The sequence below is a fragment of the Bacillus cereus group sp. Bce019 genome, from assembly GCF_051781745.1.
Taxonomy (GTDB): domain Bacteria; phylum Bacillota; class Bacilli; order Bacillales; family Bacillaceae_G; genus Bacillus_A; species Bacillus_A cereus.
In genome coordinates this window covers 113,313-126,633 of record NZ_JBPWJX010000009.1, presented here as the reverse complement: position 1 = coordinate 126,633, position 13,321 = coordinate 113,313, and the positions used below count along the sequence as shown (strand labels likewise).

Here is a 13,321-nt window from a genome sequence, read left to right as displayed (position 1 = left end):
AAAGCAACTCCTTGTATAAAACTTAATCCTTTCTTACTCTACTGGAGAAAGCTGCTCACAACTATCGACAAACCTTACAGGAATCTTACATTATTGTCATATTGCAAAATAAAACCAGGTCATATTGCGACCTGGTCTACTCTGATTGTTTCGATTTTTGAGGTTGTCCTTTTTTACTATTACGCTGTTTTACTTGAACAATCGGATCAAGTTCATTCGAAAACTCAGCGTTATGTCCATTTTGCGTTTTTTGTTCTGGGTTATTTTGATCTGAACGTTTCGCCATTACATTCACTCCTTATTAGTGCGGTGTAATAATCATTTGATGTTGCAATTGGCGAATTGCCATACGTGCTCTATTTAATTGCTCACGTTGCTCATCATTTGCATGTTGTTGCATCGTTTGTAAATCGTTATACGCTTGTTCTAATTGTAACTGTGCATCCGAATACTCCATCGTATTATAATGCTCTTGTCTCATACCAAGATCTAATTGTTCTTTCGCATATTCCACCGCTTGTTCCGCTTGTGTAATATACGATTCAAGTGATTGACGCTCTGCCATAATTGTCCCTCCTTGCTTCAATTCCCCTTTAGTGTGTCCCTTCCATCTGAACCTTATGAGTATGTTATAATGGATTTTGTTTCATTTTGACTCGGCTTAGGAGGGAAAGTAATGAAGGTTCAAAACCCTTTTCCATATACAAACGACAATAAACGTTATCATACATGGAATTATCATTTACGAAATGAATTTGGTGAAAAAATCTTTAAAGTTTCATTAGATGCTGGCTTTGATTGCCCGAACCGTGACGGTACAGTTGCTTATGGCGGTTGTACATTTTGCAGTGCTGCTGGATCTGGTGACTTCGCTGGCGATCGCCGCGATGATGTTATAACGCAATATCATGAAATGAAAGAAAAAATGCGCTCAAAGTGGAAAGATGGAAAATGTATCGCTTATTTCCAGGCGTACACAAATACACATGCACCACTTGAAGTGTTAAAAGAAAAATTCGAACCGCTTCTAGCAGAAAAAGACGTTGTCGGTCTTTCTATTGCGACTCGTCCAGATTGTTTACCGGACGATGTTGTTGAATATTTAGCGGACTTAAATAAACGCACTTACCTTTGGGTTGAACTCGGACTACAAACCGTCCATGAACGTACTGCAAATCTTATTAATCGTGCTCACGATTATCCTTCTTACGTTGAAGGTGTAAATAAATTACGTAAGCACGGCATTAAAGTTTGTTCTCATATTATTAACGGCCTTCCACTTGAAGATTACGACATGATGATGGAAACAGCTCGTGAAGTAGCGAAGCTTGATGTACAAGGAATTAAAATCCACTTACTTCACTTATTAAAAGGAACGCCAATGGTGAAGCAATATGAAAAAGGACAACTCGAGTTCCTTTCTCTTGAGGATTACGTAAGTCTCGTTGTTGACCAACTTGAAATGATTCCAGAAGACGTAATTGTGCACCGCATCACAGGTGACGGTCCGCCTGATTTAATGATTGGTCCAATGTGGAGCTTAAATAAATGGGAAGTATTAAATTCCATTGATGCAGAATTTGTACGCCGCGGAAGCTGGCAAGGAAAATATGCAAATGAGGAGAAACAAAAATGAAATTAGAACGTGTATTACCGTTTGCTCGCACTCTCTTGCAAACAGCAGTAAAAGAAGGCGATTACGCTGTAGATGCAACTTTAGGAAACGGCCATGACACTTGCTTCTTAGCTGAAATCGTTGGAGATAACGGAAAAGTATTTGGATTTGATATTCAAAAAGAGGCAATTGAAAGCTCAACAACTCGTCTAAAAGAAAAAAAACTTTTCGAACGTACTGTTTTAGTTCACGATAGTCACGATACTCTTCTATCCGTATTACCAGAAGATGCAAAAGGAAAAGTAACAGGCGCAATCTTCAACTTAGGTTACCTTCCAGGCGGAGACAAGCATATCGTTACAAAACCGAACTCAACAATCTCAGCGATCGAACAATTATTAGAAGTAATGGCACCTGAAGGTATCATCGTCCTTGTTATTTACCACGGACACCCAGAAGGACAAGTAGAACGCGACGCTGTACTTACATTTGCCGAAGAACTAGACCAAAAACAAGCACACGTACTGCGATATGGCTTCATTAATCAACAAAATAACCCGCCATTTATTGTGGCGATTGAGAAGCGATAAAGTGAAACTTTAATCAGTGGGGGCATCCCCACTGATTATTAGTTGAACCAATCGGGCATTTATGGGCAGTTTATCTCCCACCTAACCTCTTTGCTCCAGGCGAATTTTAAGGTGGGAGTTTTACTGCCCGTTAATGCGGAGTAATATATCAACGATTTCTCGGATATATCGATTGTTCGACAAAACATAACAAAAAAAGACGTGCACTCACTGCACGTCTTTTTGTTATTCTCCTATATAATGGATATATACAATATTTGAAGAAAGAAGGATAGAACTTTGCTAGTAGAACTAAGAGGAATTCAAAAGAAGTATGGCAAATCACTTATACTAGACAACATTGATTTATCCATTCCAGAAGGAGAAGCGCTCGCCATTGTTGGCGGGAACGGGACTGGAAAAAGTACTCTACTCAAAATAATTGCAGGCTTTATTTCACCTACGGCAGGGGCACTTCAAAGAAAAAAACATATACAAATTGGCTATGTACCTGAACATTTTCCTGAAGGGATTCGTTTTACATTAGAGGATTATTTATATCATCTCGGCCACATTCACGGTTTATCAACAAAATATGTAAAAGATAAAATTCCGATGCTCCTTGAATCTTTTCACCTACATCATGCAAGACATTCCGTTGTACGAAACTTTTCAAAAGGTATGAAACAAAAAACCGGTATTATGCAAGCATTACTTACAGACGTCCATTTATTAATTTTAGACGAACCGCTTTCTGGGCTCGATCCTAACTCCCAGCAAGAATTAGAACATATTTTACTCTCATTAAAACAACAAGGCATATCTATACTCTTCACATGTCACGAAAAACAACTATTAGAAAACTTCGCCGATAGAATTGTGACGTTAACAAATCATACAATCACAGCAGATACTTTTGTACAAAAAGAGGCAGAACAAGTCTATATTGAAGCAATCGTTCACGACACATTTTCAGCGATAGAACTACAAAAGCAATCCGGTTTTATACACGTTACACACAATTCAAATCAAAACCTTATTCAATTACAAATTGAAAAAGAATATACAAACGACATGCTTCAGTTTTTATTACATAAAAAAGCATCTATCACACTGCTACAACCTAATTTTTAAATCGAAAGAAGGTTTATTATGTTCGCGCTTATTCGTTACCATTTTCTCGACTATACAAAATCGTATAAGTACGTCCCTCCTATTGCGATGTACTTTGTGAGCTTACTTTTTGTATATACATATAAACCGACTCCTATTGTACCGACATATTTAGAAACAGCACTTGCGCTTTATTTATTATCTGCCTGGATTACAATCACAATTTTTCATACGGAAGACCCTATACAAGAGCAAATTACTATTTCTCACACAAATAATATTTCCGCACTATATGTTGGTAAATATATTACAGCTCTTCTCATTTGTACTGTGTTATCTTTTATATCCGTAATCTATCCCATTATTTTGCAAATGTTTAATGAAAAAATAACAGTTTCTTTATTTCTAGTCGGATTTCTCGCTCACATGTCTTTCTCTATACTAGGAATTTCAATCGCAACATTATTTACTAGAAATATAATTCAAAAAGCAAGCACTGCTTGGCTTAGCCTTACATTCATATTGCTTATAACGATTGCTTCTATCCAATTTAAAAAAGAGTTACTATGGTTTTTACCACCTGTCGAAAGCTTTCTCATGCTTGGACAATATAACTATAATATACTGACTCACACACTATGGCTCACAGCTTGGGCTATCGTATATTCATTTTTATTATTTACCTTATTTCTTTTTATCGTTCGCAAAAAACGTTTTTAATTACATATTAAAGGAGACGAAACAATGATCGGAATACTAGCAGGAATGGGACCAAAATCAACTGGGCCATTCGTCAATACAGTTGTAGCAAGGTGCCAAACAATATACGGAGCAAAGTATGATATGGACTTTCCTCATATGATGATCTATTCGTGCCCAACACCGTTTTACATGGATCGCCCTATTGATCACGAAGCGATGAAAAAAGCAATTATTGAAGGAGCACAAAAACTTGAAAGTACTGGCGTAAGCTTTATCGCTATGCCGTGCAATACGGCGCATCTTTATTTTGAAGAATTACAGCGTTCGCTTTCTATCCCGATTTTAAATATAGTCGATGAAACGTTACAATCAATTCCTGAAAATACAAAAAGAGTCGCTCTTCTCGCAACAGAAGCAACTGTTCAAGCCGGTATTTATCAAGACGGGATTGCAAAACGGAATATAGAATACATTCATTATGAAAAATGGCAAACGATGATTAATCAAATTATTACGTATATTAAAAGCGGGGAAGTTGAAAAAGCTCGCAAATTATGGAGCGCGCTCGTTGTGCAGTTGAAGGATGAAGTAGATACCGCAATTATCGCATGTACTGATTTGAATGTTGTAGCGGCTAGTGAGAATTTTGTTGATTCTTCTCAATGTCTTGCGAAAGCGGTTGTTAGGATGTATCTATCAAATACAAAGAAATCTTCATAAACATAGAAAACATCCCTTTTGAAATGTGTTTTATGTTTTATGAAAATCATCCTAAAAACTTTTAACTTTCTTCACAATTCTTTCAAAGTAATCACACTTAATCTCGCTATATTAAATAAGTAGTTATTCATATAGGGAAGGTTAGGGGAACTGAAAGTATGAAAGTAAATCGTTCGCTTCATTACATTTTTTGGCGTTGGCATTTTTATGCTGGGCTTTTTATTACGCCGCTTCTTATTACGTTGTCACTGAGCGGAATTGGGTATTTATTTCGGGAGGAAGTTGAAGATTTCATCTATAAAGATTTATATTTTGGGAAGAGTGCTCAAACAGAATCTATTTCGATGTCTGATTCTATTTCCTTAACAGAGAAAAAATATCCACATTATAGCGTGGCGAAAATTAGTGAGTTTAATGGGGATTATAATACGAGACTTACCATTGCAAATGAGTATACTGGGCAACAAAAATATGTGTATTTAGACAGCAATAATCAAATTGTTGGGGATCAAAATGCAAGTGAAACGTTTGCCAATATAATGAGGGAATTACATAGTTCTCTTTTAGTTGGTGGCACTGTCGTAAACTATACTGTAGAACTTGCGGCATGCTGGACAATCTTTTTAATCGTAACCGGATTGTACATGAGTATACGACAATTCAAAAACACACCATCATCCAATAAGCGAGAAAAAGCAAAAAGACGTCATTCTATTATCGGTATTATATTTACAATTCCTCTCTTTCTGCTAATCGCATCTGGATTGCCATGGTCAGGATTTATGGGGAACCAAATTTATAAAATCGCATCGTCAAATGAATCACTCGGATATCCAAAATTGTACATGGCTCCGCCTGAATCAAAGGTAAAAGAATTGCCGTGGGCAACAAGAAAAGAAGCTCCGCCTGAATCAAATTCAAATGAACCGAAAGCAATTTCTGTCGATGAATTACAAAAAGGAATTGAAATAAAGAAGCCATATGTTATTTCACTACCAGCTGATCCGAAAGGTGTATTCACTGTTTCGAAATCGAGCGGTTCTGGTATTACAGGTATGCATGTTGCACCAAATGAAGAGATAACAGCTTACTTTGACCAATATAGCGGGGAGCTCATTTCAAAAACGGACTATCGTGATTATGGATTACTTGCACAATGGTTCACTTACGGTATCCCGCTTCATGAAGGACATTTATTCGGATGGCCAAATAAAATATTATGCTTACTAACGACATTATCTCTACTACTTCTCATTTATTACGGAATAAAAATGTGGTTAGCAAGAAAGCCGCAAGGAAAATTAGCAGCACCTCCAAAACAAAGAGATAAGAAAAGTATATTCGTTTTCTTTATCATGATGGTAATACTAGGCGCTGTCATGCCTTTATTTGGACTATCTGTTTTAGTTATTTTAGCGATTGAACTTCTTATATATGTATTTTCAAAAATACGATCATAATGAAAAAGCATTTGTACCATCGTGTACAAATGCTTTTTATTTACTGTTCTCTTTTTTTCTACCACTTATTAAAAAAACAATATCTACTATAATAATCAATGCAATGATAATTTGAGCTACATAATCCATCGTTGTAGGACCGCCGGTTTTATTCATCATCATATACATTCCAGTTACAAATGAAATGGAAAGTAGCACAAGTAATGTTACTTCAATATTGTCATATAGCTTTTGAAACAATCGCTTCATTTCCACCACCGCTTTCACCATATTATAACAAAAAAAACCACTCTACATGAGTGGTTTTCTTCATCACTGCGCTGTTTTCTTTCGGTACATCTTCCCGTTCCAATAGAAGAATCGTGAAGTGAGGCCTCCGTACTTTACAATGCGCCGTGCCATTTTGTGCATATTCTTTTGTGCTGATACTTTTTGATCTGATAAATAAATACCAAGTAATCCTCGGCTTATAAGGCGATGAAACTTCGCATGAGGCAAATCACCAATGCTCTTCTCTGCTTCTTCTACAAAGTGTTTCATACGATCTAATATTGCTTGCTCGTTTTCATAATAACTACAGAAATTCAAATCCCCGCCGGCGCGGTCTTCTTCTTGATCAATGAAATAATCAAGTAAGATATGAAGTCCTTGTACGTAAGGGAAGTACCCTTGTCTAATTTTCGCAATATCTTCATCATGTAATTCATCATGAAATGCATATGCTACAAGACAGAAAATTCCAAGTGTAGAACCGGCACATGCTGAAAATTCAAACCAACTCATCTCAGGTAAGTTTTCTTTATGTGCTTCAAACCAATTTTTCAGGCGCGGCTCTCTTTCTTCTAATTTCACATGTTTATGAATTTGCAAATCACAATAATAACAAGCAAGTTCATGAAGAACAGGAGCAATTTTGTCATAGTGCTTCGTTTTCTTTAAAACATCTTGGCATGTTTCAACAAGTTCATCTAAATAACCACCATCATCTTGATCATCACGATAACGATAATAATTACCGCCACCTTCTACTTCAGGTGATAATGCCATTAACATCGATTCATGCAGTGCGGCAAAATCATTTGGATCAAGTGATGTACTGCGATCACATAAATTATCTAAATAGTCGCTGATCGTTTGATACGCTACGATAAAACGAATACATTCTTCTCGGTGTTCATTTGCTAGCAGAGCTAAAATGCCACCGCCCTCACAATGAAACGTTTTATGCTCAATACTTGCGATTGCCTGACTATGAAGCTCATCATTCGGAATATGGTAGGCACGCTCTTTCCACATCGCTAGCTCATGGTGTACAACCGGAAACACATCACGGTATACTTTCGCCATGAGCGTTATGGGATTACTCGGTACGTTCACTTCTTCCTTCATCTCCTCTATTAAATGTACAAATAATGATTTATTTGTTTGTTTTTACTATATTATTGACATGCATTTCAGTAAATGACTGAATATAACTCAAAATTTCATCACGCTCATACTCATTTAATAACTCGTGATAACAATTCGGCCATTCTTTAAAAGCCTTATCACTTATTTTAACATTATCAAACCAAGTGCGGACACGTGTTTTATCTACAAGTTTATCCTCACAAGCTTGCATTAGCAAGAGCGGAACATCTGGAAAATCATCTATTTTTTTATGAGCAATTTCGATAGACTTAATCAATTCACTATACCAACGTACTGATACTTTGCGCAAGAACAAAGAATCATTCTCCATTGCATCTCTCACTTCGTGGTTACGTGTTGACATTTCCACCGTAAGATTCGTTGCAAATTGCAATTTTGGAGCCACAACATTTAATATTTTTGAAGCAAATTGAAGCGGAGCAGAGGGTCCAGTCACTACCCCTAAACAAGGCGAACTCAAAATAATACCCTCTACATCTTCTCTCTTCGTTTCTTGCATCATACGAATGACAATAAGACCACCCATACTATGACCGAATAGAAAAATAGGTAACCTATACTTTCTTGCTTCTTTCACCCATAGTTTAACTTCCTCTATGTATTCATCAAATGAATCAATATGTCCTCTATTTCTTGAAGTCGTTCCATGTGACGGAAGATCCCCCATCACGACGTGGTAGCCGATATGATTCCACATTTCCGCAACGGCTTCGTAACGTCCGTGATATTCCATTGCGCCGTGCACAATAACAATGACAGCCTTTGCTTCCTCCGCTTCATAATTCCACATACGGCTCTCCTCCATTTCACTCTTTCTCATAATTTGATACACTAAAACTAGTCTCTAGGAAAGGAAGACTTTACATGATATATCCTTACAAAGAAAAAAAACCGAAAATTGCGAGTAGTGCTTTTATCGCTGACTATGTTACGATTACAGGCGATGTTTACGTTGGCGAGGAATCAAGTATTTGGTTTAATACAGTCATCCGTGGTGATGTGTCACCAACGATCATTGGAGACCGAGTAAATGTACAAGATCAATGTACACTCCACCAAAGCCCTCAGTATCCTCTTATTTTAGAAGATGATGTTACAGTTGGGCATCAAGTTATTTTACATAGCTGTCATATTAAAAAGGATGCTTTAATTGGAATGGGATCCATTATATTAGATGGTGCTGAAATTGGCGAAGGAGCTTTTATCGGCGCTGGAAGCCTCGTTTCACAAGGAAAGAAAATTCCACCAAACACGTTAGCTTTCGGTCGTCCCGCGAAAGTCATTCGTGAATTAACAGAAGAAGACCGTAAAGATATGGATCGTATTCGCACGCAATACGTTGAAAAAGGTCAATATTATAAATCATTACAGAAGTAAATTTCCGCTGCCATAAGATTGGCAGCTTTTTTTATATAAAAACTAACTTTTTCTTTACAAAACATTATTACTCCCTCAACAAAATCTTATTAAAATAAAAGCTAATATCTCCATATATATGTAAACGAGGGAGGAGAATTTTCATGAAGGTCAGTGGATTATATAAAATAGAATGTTACATTTTCAAAGGAATTAATCGCTACTTTGATCAAAAAACATTAAATATCTTTTTCAGCAATATTACTCATATCGGTGGCGCGACTTTCTCCATCGCACTCACACTTTTCTTTTTAATTTTTGCAAAAGGTACTTTACACCAAGCAGCAATTGCAGCTGCTATTTCTTTAGCAATTAGCCATATTCCTGTACAAATATTAAAAAGATGGTATCCACGAAAACGTCCTTATTTAACAATTCAGGATGCAAAATATCCAGTCCATCCATTAAAAGACCACTCTTTCCCGTCTGGTCATACAACAGCCGTTTTCTCTGTCTTCATTCCATTTATTTGCTATAACCCAAGCTTACTTGCTTTCCTATTACCGTTAGCATTATGCGTCGGTATTTCACGTATTTATTTAGGACTTCACTATCCGTCAGATGTATTCGTCGGTATGTGCCTTGGCACTTGCTCTGGCATCATCTCTTTTTATCAATTCATCCCACTTTTCACATAAAGGAGTGATATGATGAGAGTCGCCATTTTTACCGATACTTTTACGCCACAAGTTAACGGGGTTGCGAAAACGTTAGAGCGATTAACACGATATTTTCAGAAAGAACAGATCGCCTATTCTGTTTTCGCCCCTCAGCATACAGCTGAAGATAATTTTGTAGCGAATGTGAATAAGATGAGAAGTATCCCGTTAACAATATTATATCCAGAATGTCGTTTTTCTTTTCCTACTCCGCGCATTAAACGAGAACTACTTTCCTTTAAACCTGACATTATTCACATTGCCACACCTTTCAACATGGGACTTTGTGGATTGTATTATGCAAAAAAGTTAAACATCCCAGTTGTCGGTTCTTATCATACTGATTTCGATGCCTATTTACGTTATTACAAAATCGAATTCCTCTCCAATATGCTTTGGAACTATTTAAAATGGTTTCATAGTCATATGCAAAAAAATTTTGTACCTTCCTTTGAAACATTACATCAATTAAAAAACAAAGGCTTTCAGGCCCTCTCTATATGGGGACGTGGTGTAGATTGCAGACTCTTTCATCCAGCTTACAATACAGACCTATTCCGAAAAAAATATAATATTACAGCGAAGTATATCCTTTCCTATGTTGGACGAATTGCCCCTGAAAAAGATATTGATACGCTGCAACACCTTATTGTTAAAACAGCACATACTCGAAACGATATTCATTGGCTCATCGCAGGAGACGGTCCTCTAGCAACAAGTTTACGTGAAGCTGTTCCGAAAACAAATATTACTTTTACTGGCTATTTACAAGGTACAGATTTAGCTGAAGCATATGCTTGTTCTAACATGATGGTATTTCCATCAACTACTGAAACATTCGGAAATGTCGTACTTGAATCACTCGCATGCGGTACACCTGTCATTGGTGCAAATAGTGGCGGGGTTAAAAATATTATTACAGATGGAAAAACAGGAATTCTTTGTCCACCTAAAAATGAGGACGCATTTCTATCATCCATTTATTCTTTATTGCAAAATGAAGAAAAACTTGAGCAGATGGGAATAGAAGCTTCATCTTTTGCGAAATCAAAGAGCTGGGATGAGATCTTTCGTGGCTTGTTTAACCAATATGAAGAAGTCCTTCAGCATAACGCATCAAAGTTGCTTGCTTAAATGGAAAAACTCCCTTCGGTTTTTTGAAGGGAGTTTATTACATGGTCATAAACTTTAGTTTAATAAATGATACATAAGGTTAAACATTGTTTTATTTCTATATTAATTATATCAAAAATAAACATAACTAAACAGACTTGTAATAAAAACCCATAAAAATTAATATATGGTTATACAGTATTTTAACTGTATAATGATTTTAAGAATTCCCCTTAAAATCAACTTACTCACATACCTTTATACAGCAATTGTTCCCCAATTCTGTATGTCAAAAAAACCTTTCATTCATTTGAAAGGTCTTTTTGAGCCTGCACATATTCTTCTTTCGTATTTACATTTATAAACCAATCCGCATTCACTTGTACATCTTCTCCAGAAACATACTTCACATTACATTGTGATAAAAGCTGCCCCATACTTCTTTTCTCTTCCTGAAGTAAAGCATAAATCTTTTCTTTCACGCGGTTATGATACGCTGCAAGTAGCGGTTGTTTTCTTCCGTTAACAATAGGTACAACCGCATCATATTCATTGCTCGTTTGCTCCAGTAAAATGGTAAACCATTCATGCGAAACATTTGGCGCATCGCAAGGCATAATAGCATACCAATCTGCTTCTATGTATTCCATTCCTGATACAATGCCGGCCAGCGGTCCATTCCCTTTATAGTGCGGGATATCTTCTATAACAGGAACTTGTACGAATTGTTCTACTCGCTCTTTTATATCAGAATGACTAATGACTACAACTTCTTGGAGCACACTTGTCATCACTTTCAAAATATGCTCAATAAAAGTACTACCTTGCCAGCTCACTAACGCTTTCGGCTCACCAAATCTACTCGACATACCGCCCGCTAATACAATTCCAGCCCACTTACTCATTGGCGATGTAGCTCAAATGTAATATGGCCTAATTCCGGTAAAATTAATTTATTCATCGCAAGGCGAACCGCCCCGCTCGATCCTGGCATCGAGAAAACTACTTTGCGCCCAATTGTACCACCAATCGCTCTACTTAACATTGCGCTGCTTCCGATATCTTCTAAATAACTAATCATGCGGAACAGTTCACCAAACCCGACAATCTCTTTATCTAATAGAGCTGACACTGCTTCAATTGTTACATCGCGCTTCGTAATACCAGTACCGCCATTTGTTAATACAACATCTACATCTTCCTTATGATAACCAGCTAACACTGCTTGCTGAATACTTTCTTTATCATCTTTTACAATTTCATAAGAGGTCACTGTATGGCCCGCTTCTTTTAACAATTCATGTAATAGTTGTCCGCTCTTATCCGTTTCTTCCGTACGTGTATCGGAAATCGTTACGATTTTGCAGCGCACTTCTTTTGGCGCTTGTTTTTTATGTTCAGTTACGCTCATTTTTTATCTTTCCTTTCATTTAACTTTGTGAAATTATGTATAAACTAAAGAATTCAATATGATACAATATAAGTATATTTATCCATATAAAGGAGCTTTATATGATTCAAAATATGAAGCGATACGTACTCATTATACCATTCCTAATTATATTATCCCTTTTTCAATGCATCGCTTACGGATTTAATATTAACTTTTTAAAATTGTATGTGCTGATGCCTGATCGTGGTATTCGTTACTATTTAACGAGCACATTAATTCCTCTCGTACTTGCCTATATAGTTGATTTTATTTCTAAACGTTCTATCTCTAAATAAGGAGGTCTACCTATTATGGAACTATACAAAAAATTAACAACAACATTCATCCTCTTATTTATCGCTTCCATTACTGTCGGCTTTTCTCTAAAAGGAGCAATTCCATACGCTACATTAGTAAGTATTATATTCGCAACACTATTTTTACTAAGCAGTGCATTTTGCGCGGGTAAAGCACGTCAAATGAAAGGTTGATTACATATGTTCCAGAAGAAACCAATCCTTTTTAAATCATGTGAAAAGGAAATACAAAAGGGGGACTTACATTGTTTGAATCAAACCGTATCCAGTTACGAAAGTTTTCCGAAGATGATATTCTAACATATTATAAATGGCATAATGATATAGACGTTATGAGTTCAACTACTCTCACTCTTGATAAATATTCCCTTCAAGACACAGAAAAACTTTGCCAGCAATTTATTCATTCTTCGGACTCTAAGAGCTATATCATTGAAGAAAAATCTACGCATCTTTCAATTGGTATTACTTCTTTAATTCATATTGATTCGTATAACCGAAACGCTGAATGTATTATTGATATTGGTAACAAGGATTACTGGGGGCAAGGTTATGGGAAGGAAGCTTTCACCTTATTATTGGATTATGCATTTTTAGAATTAAATTTACATCGCCTTTCTTTACGAGTATTTTCTTTTAACGATAGAGCAATTAAATTATATAAATCACTCGGTTTTCAACATGAAGGAACTTGTAAAGAAGCTATATTCCGCAATGGCAATTGGCATGACATTGAACTCTTCGCTTTATTCCAACGTAATTATAAATAAAAAA

19 protein-coding genes are annotated in these 13,321 nt (G+C 36.4%); 12 read left to right on the top strand and 7 right to left on the bottom strand.

The window, feature by feature from the left end; translation table 11 throughout:
- Positions 1–136: 136 nt before the first annotated feature.
- Together ACS2QP_RS14840 and ACS2QP_RS14835 are read right to left on the bottom strand one after the other, a co-directional pair.
- Entirely contained in the window at positions 137–286 is a 150-nt protein-coding gene (locus tag ACS2QP_RS14840) for a hypothetical protein (protein ID WP_001129340.1), read from the bottom strand.
- A 15-nt stretch (positions 287–301) separates the two neighbouring features.
- Complete coding sequence (locus ACS2QP_RS14835) at positions 302–565, bottom strand: YtzC family protein (protein ID WP_000840865.1); 264 nt, start codon at positions 563–565, stop codon at positions 302–304.
- 111 nt (positions 566–676) lie between these two features.
- Between ACS2QP_RS14835 and ACS2QP_RS14830 the strand changes: the two genes are divergently transcribed.
- From ACS2QP_RS14830 to ACS2QP_RS14805, 6 genes are all read left to right on the top strand, one after another.
- Entirely contained in the window at positions 677–1,636 is a 960-nt protein-coding gene (locus ACS2QP_RS14830; RefSeq protein WP_000868031.1) for a TIGR01212 family radical SAM protein, read from the top strand.
- A complete protein-coding gene (locus ACS2QP_RS14825; protein ID WP_029443458.1) occupies positions 1,633–2,205 on the top strand; it encodes a class I SAM-dependent methyltransferase in 573 nt (190 codons plus the stop codon). Before ACS2QP_RS14830 ends, ACS2QP_RS14825 begins: the two co-directional genes overlap by 4 nt.
- Positions 2,206–2,484: 279 nt before the next feature.
- Entirely contained in the window at positions 2,485–3,318 is an 834-nt protein-coding gene (locus ACS2QP_RS14820) for an ABC transporter ATP-binding protein (RefSeq protein WP_224201027.1), read from the top strand.
- A gap of 18 nt (positions 3,319–3,336) precedes the next feature.
- Positions 3,337–4,017 (top strand): ABC transporter permease, encoded by a 681-nt coding sequence (locus ACS2QP_RS14815; protein ID WP_438882558.1) that lies wholly within the window; start codon positions 3,337–3,339, stop codon positions 4,015–4,017.
- 24 nt (positions 4,018–4,041) lie between these two features.
- Positions 4,042–4,719, top strand: coding sequence for an aspartate/glutamate racemase family protein (locus ACS2QP_RS14810; protein ID WP_438882557.1), 678 nt, complete (start codon positions 4,042–4,044; stop codon positions 4,717–4,719).
- Between the two features lie 158 nt (positions 4,720–4,877).
- Positions 4,878–6,179, top strand: coding sequence for a PepSY-associated TM helix domain-containing protein (locus ACS2QP_RS14805; protein WP_224201025.1), 1,302 nt, complete (start codon positions 4,878–4,880; stop codon positions 6,177–6,179).
- A 36-nt stretch (positions 6,180–6,215) separates the two neighbouring features.
- Here the strand turns inward: ACS2QP_RS14805 and ACS2QP_RS14800 are convergent, their stop codons facing one another.
- From ACS2QP_RS14800 to ACS2QP_RS14790, 3 genes are read right to left on the bottom strand one after another with little or no spacing between them, the layout of a single operon-like run.
- Positions 6,216–6,449, bottom strand: a complete 234-nt coding sequence (locus ACS2QP_RS14800; protein WP_128809335.1) for a hypothetical protein — start codon at positions 6,447–6,449, stop codon at positions 6,216–6,218.
- 42 nt (positions 6,450–6,491) lie between these two features.
- The gene (locus ACS2QP_RS14795) at positions 6,492–7,556 is read right to left on the bottom strand and encodes a tetraprenyl-beta-curcumene synthase family protein (protein ID WP_001102460.1); all 1,065 of its coding nucleotides are present in this window, start codon (positions 7,554–7,556) and stop codon (positions 6,492–6,494) included.
- Positions 7,557–7,596: 40 nt separating this feature from the next.
- On the bottom strand, positions 7,597–8,400 hold the full coding sequence (locus ACS2QP_RS14790) for an alpha/beta hydrolase (protein WP_000267421.1): 804 nt from the start codon (positions 8,398–8,400) through the stop codon (positions 7,597–7,599).
- Between the two features lie 74 nt (positions 8,401–8,474).
- On the opposite strand from ACS2QP_RS14790, the gene ACS2QP_RS14785 reads away from it, so the two are divergent.
- The 3 genes from ACS2QP_RS14785 to ACS2QP_RS14775 all read left to right on the top strand — a co-directional run bounded on the left by ACS2QP_RS14785 (position 8,475) and on the right by ACS2QP_RS14775 (position 10,819).
- The gene (locus tag ACS2QP_RS14785) at positions 8,475–8,987 is read left to right on the top strand and encodes a gamma carbonic anhydrase (protein ID WP_017674390.1); all 513 of its coding nucleotides are present in this window, start codon (positions 8,475–8,477) and stop codon (positions 8,985–8,987) included.
- Positions 8,988–9,130: 143 nt separating this feature from the next.
- Positions 9,131–9,664, top strand: coding sequence for a phosphatase PAP2 family protein (locus ACS2QP_RS14780; protein WP_000868578.1), 534 nt, complete (start codon positions 9,131–9,133; stop codon positions 9,662–9,664).
- 12 nt (positions 9,665–9,676) lie between these two features.
- Entirely contained in the window at positions 9,677–10,819 is a 1,143-nt protein-coding gene (locus tag ACS2QP_RS14775) for a glycosyltransferase family 4 protein (protein WP_438882556.1), read from the top strand.
- A gap of 281 nt (positions 10,820–11,100) precedes the next feature.
- Here the strand turns inward: ACS2QP_RS14775 and ACS2QP_RS14770 are convergent, their stop codons facing one another.
- Positions 11,101–11,703 carry a molybdenum cofactor guanylyltransferase gene (locus tag ACS2QP_RS14770; RefSeq protein WP_088349366.1) on the bottom strand — a complete coding sequence of 201 codons (603 nt, stop codon included), beginning with the start codon at positions 11,701–11,703 and terminating at the stop codon, positions 11,101–11,103.
- The gene (locus ACS2QP_RS14765) at positions 11,700–12,209 is read right to left on the bottom strand and encodes a MogA/MoaB family molybdenum cofactor biosynthesis protein (RefSeq protein ID WP_000117130.1); all 510 of its coding nucleotides are present in this window, start codon (positions 12,207–12,209) and stop codon (positions 11,700–11,702) included. The genes ACS2QP_RS14770 and ACS2QP_RS14765 overlap by 4 nt, the downstream gene beginning before the upstream one ends.
- 101 nt (positions 12,210–12,310) lie before the next feature.
- On the opposite strand from ACS2QP_RS14765, the gene ACS2QP_RS14760 reads away from it, so the two are divergent.
- The 3 genes from ACS2QP_RS14760 (at position 12,311) to ACS2QP_RS14750 (ending at position 13,317) form a co-directional block, all read left to right on the top strand.
- Complete coding sequence (locus tag ACS2QP_RS14760) at positions 12,311–12,526, top strand: hypothetical protein (RefSeq protein ID WP_080470823.1); 216 nt, start codon at positions 12,311–12,313, stop codon at positions 12,524–12,526.
- A 15-nt stretch (positions 12,527–12,541) separates the two neighbouring features.
- Positions 12,542–12,721, top strand: coding sequence for a hypothetical protein (locus ACS2QP_RS14755; protein WP_000424797.1), 180 nt, complete (start codon positions 12,542–12,544; stop codon positions 12,719–12,721).
- A gap of 71 nt (positions 12,722–12,792) precedes the next feature.
- Positions 12,793–13,317, top strand: coding sequence for a GNAT family N-acetyltransferase (locus ACS2QP_RS14750; protein WP_000464126.1), 525 nt, complete (start codon positions 12,793–12,795; stop codon positions 13,315–13,317).
- Positions 13,318–13,321 lie beyond the last annotated feature (4 nt).

What these genes read in the sequence shown, in the direction of transcription:
- ACS2QP_RS14840 (WP_001129340.1), bottom strand. Translation starts at nt 286, where the DNA reads ATGGCGAAACGTTCAGATCAAAATAACCCAGAACAAAAAACGCAAAAT.
- ACS2QP_RS14835 (WP_000840865.1), bottom strand. Translation starts at nt 565, where the DNA reads ATGGCAGAGCGTCAATCACTTGAATCGTATATTACACAAGCGGAACAA.
- ACS2QP_RS14830 (WP_000868031.1), top strand. Translation starts at nt 677, where the DNA reads ATGAAGGTTCAAAACCCTTTTCCATATACAAACGACAATAAACGTTAT.
- ACS2QP_RS14825 (WP_029443458.1), top strand. Translation starts at nt 1,633, where the DNA reads ATGAAATTAGAACGTGTATTACCGTTTGCTCGCACTCTCTTGCAAACA.
- ACS2QP_RS14815 (WP_438882558.1), top strand. Translation starts at nt 3,337, where the DNA reads ATGTTCGCGCTTATTCGTTACCATTTTCTCGACTATACAAAATCGTAT.
- ACS2QP_RS14810 (WP_438882557.1), top strand. Translation starts at nt 4,042, where the DNA reads ATGATCGGAATACTAGCAGGAATGGGACCAAAATCAACTGGGCCATTC.
- ACS2QP_RS14805 (WP_224201025.1), top strand. Translation starts at nt 4,878, where the DNA reads ATGAAAGTAAATCGTTCGCTTCATTACATTTTTTGGCGTTGGCATTTT.
- ACS2QP_RS14800 (WP_128809335.1), bottom strand. Translation starts at nt 6,449, where the DNA reads ATGGTGAAAGCGGTGGTGGAAATGAAGCGATTGTTTCAAAAGCTATAT.
- ACS2QP_RS14790 (WP_000267421.1), bottom strand. Translation starts at nt 8,400, where the DNA reads ATGTGGAATTATGAAGCGGAGGAAGCAAAGGCTGTCATTGTTATTGTG.
- ACS2QP_RS14785 (WP_017674390.1), top strand. Translation starts at nt 8,475, where the DNA reads ATGATATATCCTTACAAAGAAAAAAAACCGAAAATTGCGAGTAGTGCT.
- ACS2QP_RS14780 (WP_000868578.1), top strand. Translation starts at nt 9,131, where the DNA reads ATGAAGGTCAGTGGATTATATAAAATAGAATGTTACATTTTCAAAGGA.
- ACS2QP_RS14775 (WP_438882556.1), top strand. Translation starts at nt 9,677, where the DNA reads ATGAGAGTCGCCATTTTTACCGATACTTTTACGCCACAAGTTAACGGG.
- ACS2QP_RS14770 (WP_088349366.1), bottom strand. Translation starts at nt 11,703, where the DNA reads ATGAGTAAGTGGGCTGGAATTGTATTAGCGGGCGGTATGTCGAGTAGA.
- ACS2QP_RS14765 (WP_000117130.1), bottom strand. Translation starts at nt 12,209, where the DNA reads ATGAGCGTAACTGAACATAAAAAACAAGCGCCAAAAGAAGTGCGCTGC.
- ACS2QP_RS14760 (WP_080470823.1), top strand. Translation starts at nt 12,311, where the DNA reads ATGATTCAAAATATGAAGCGATACGTACTCATTATACCATTCCTAATT.
- ACS2QP_RS14755 (WP_000424797.1), top strand. Translation starts at nt 12,542, where the DNA reads ATGGAACTATACAAAAAATTAACAACAACATTCATCCTCTTATTTATC.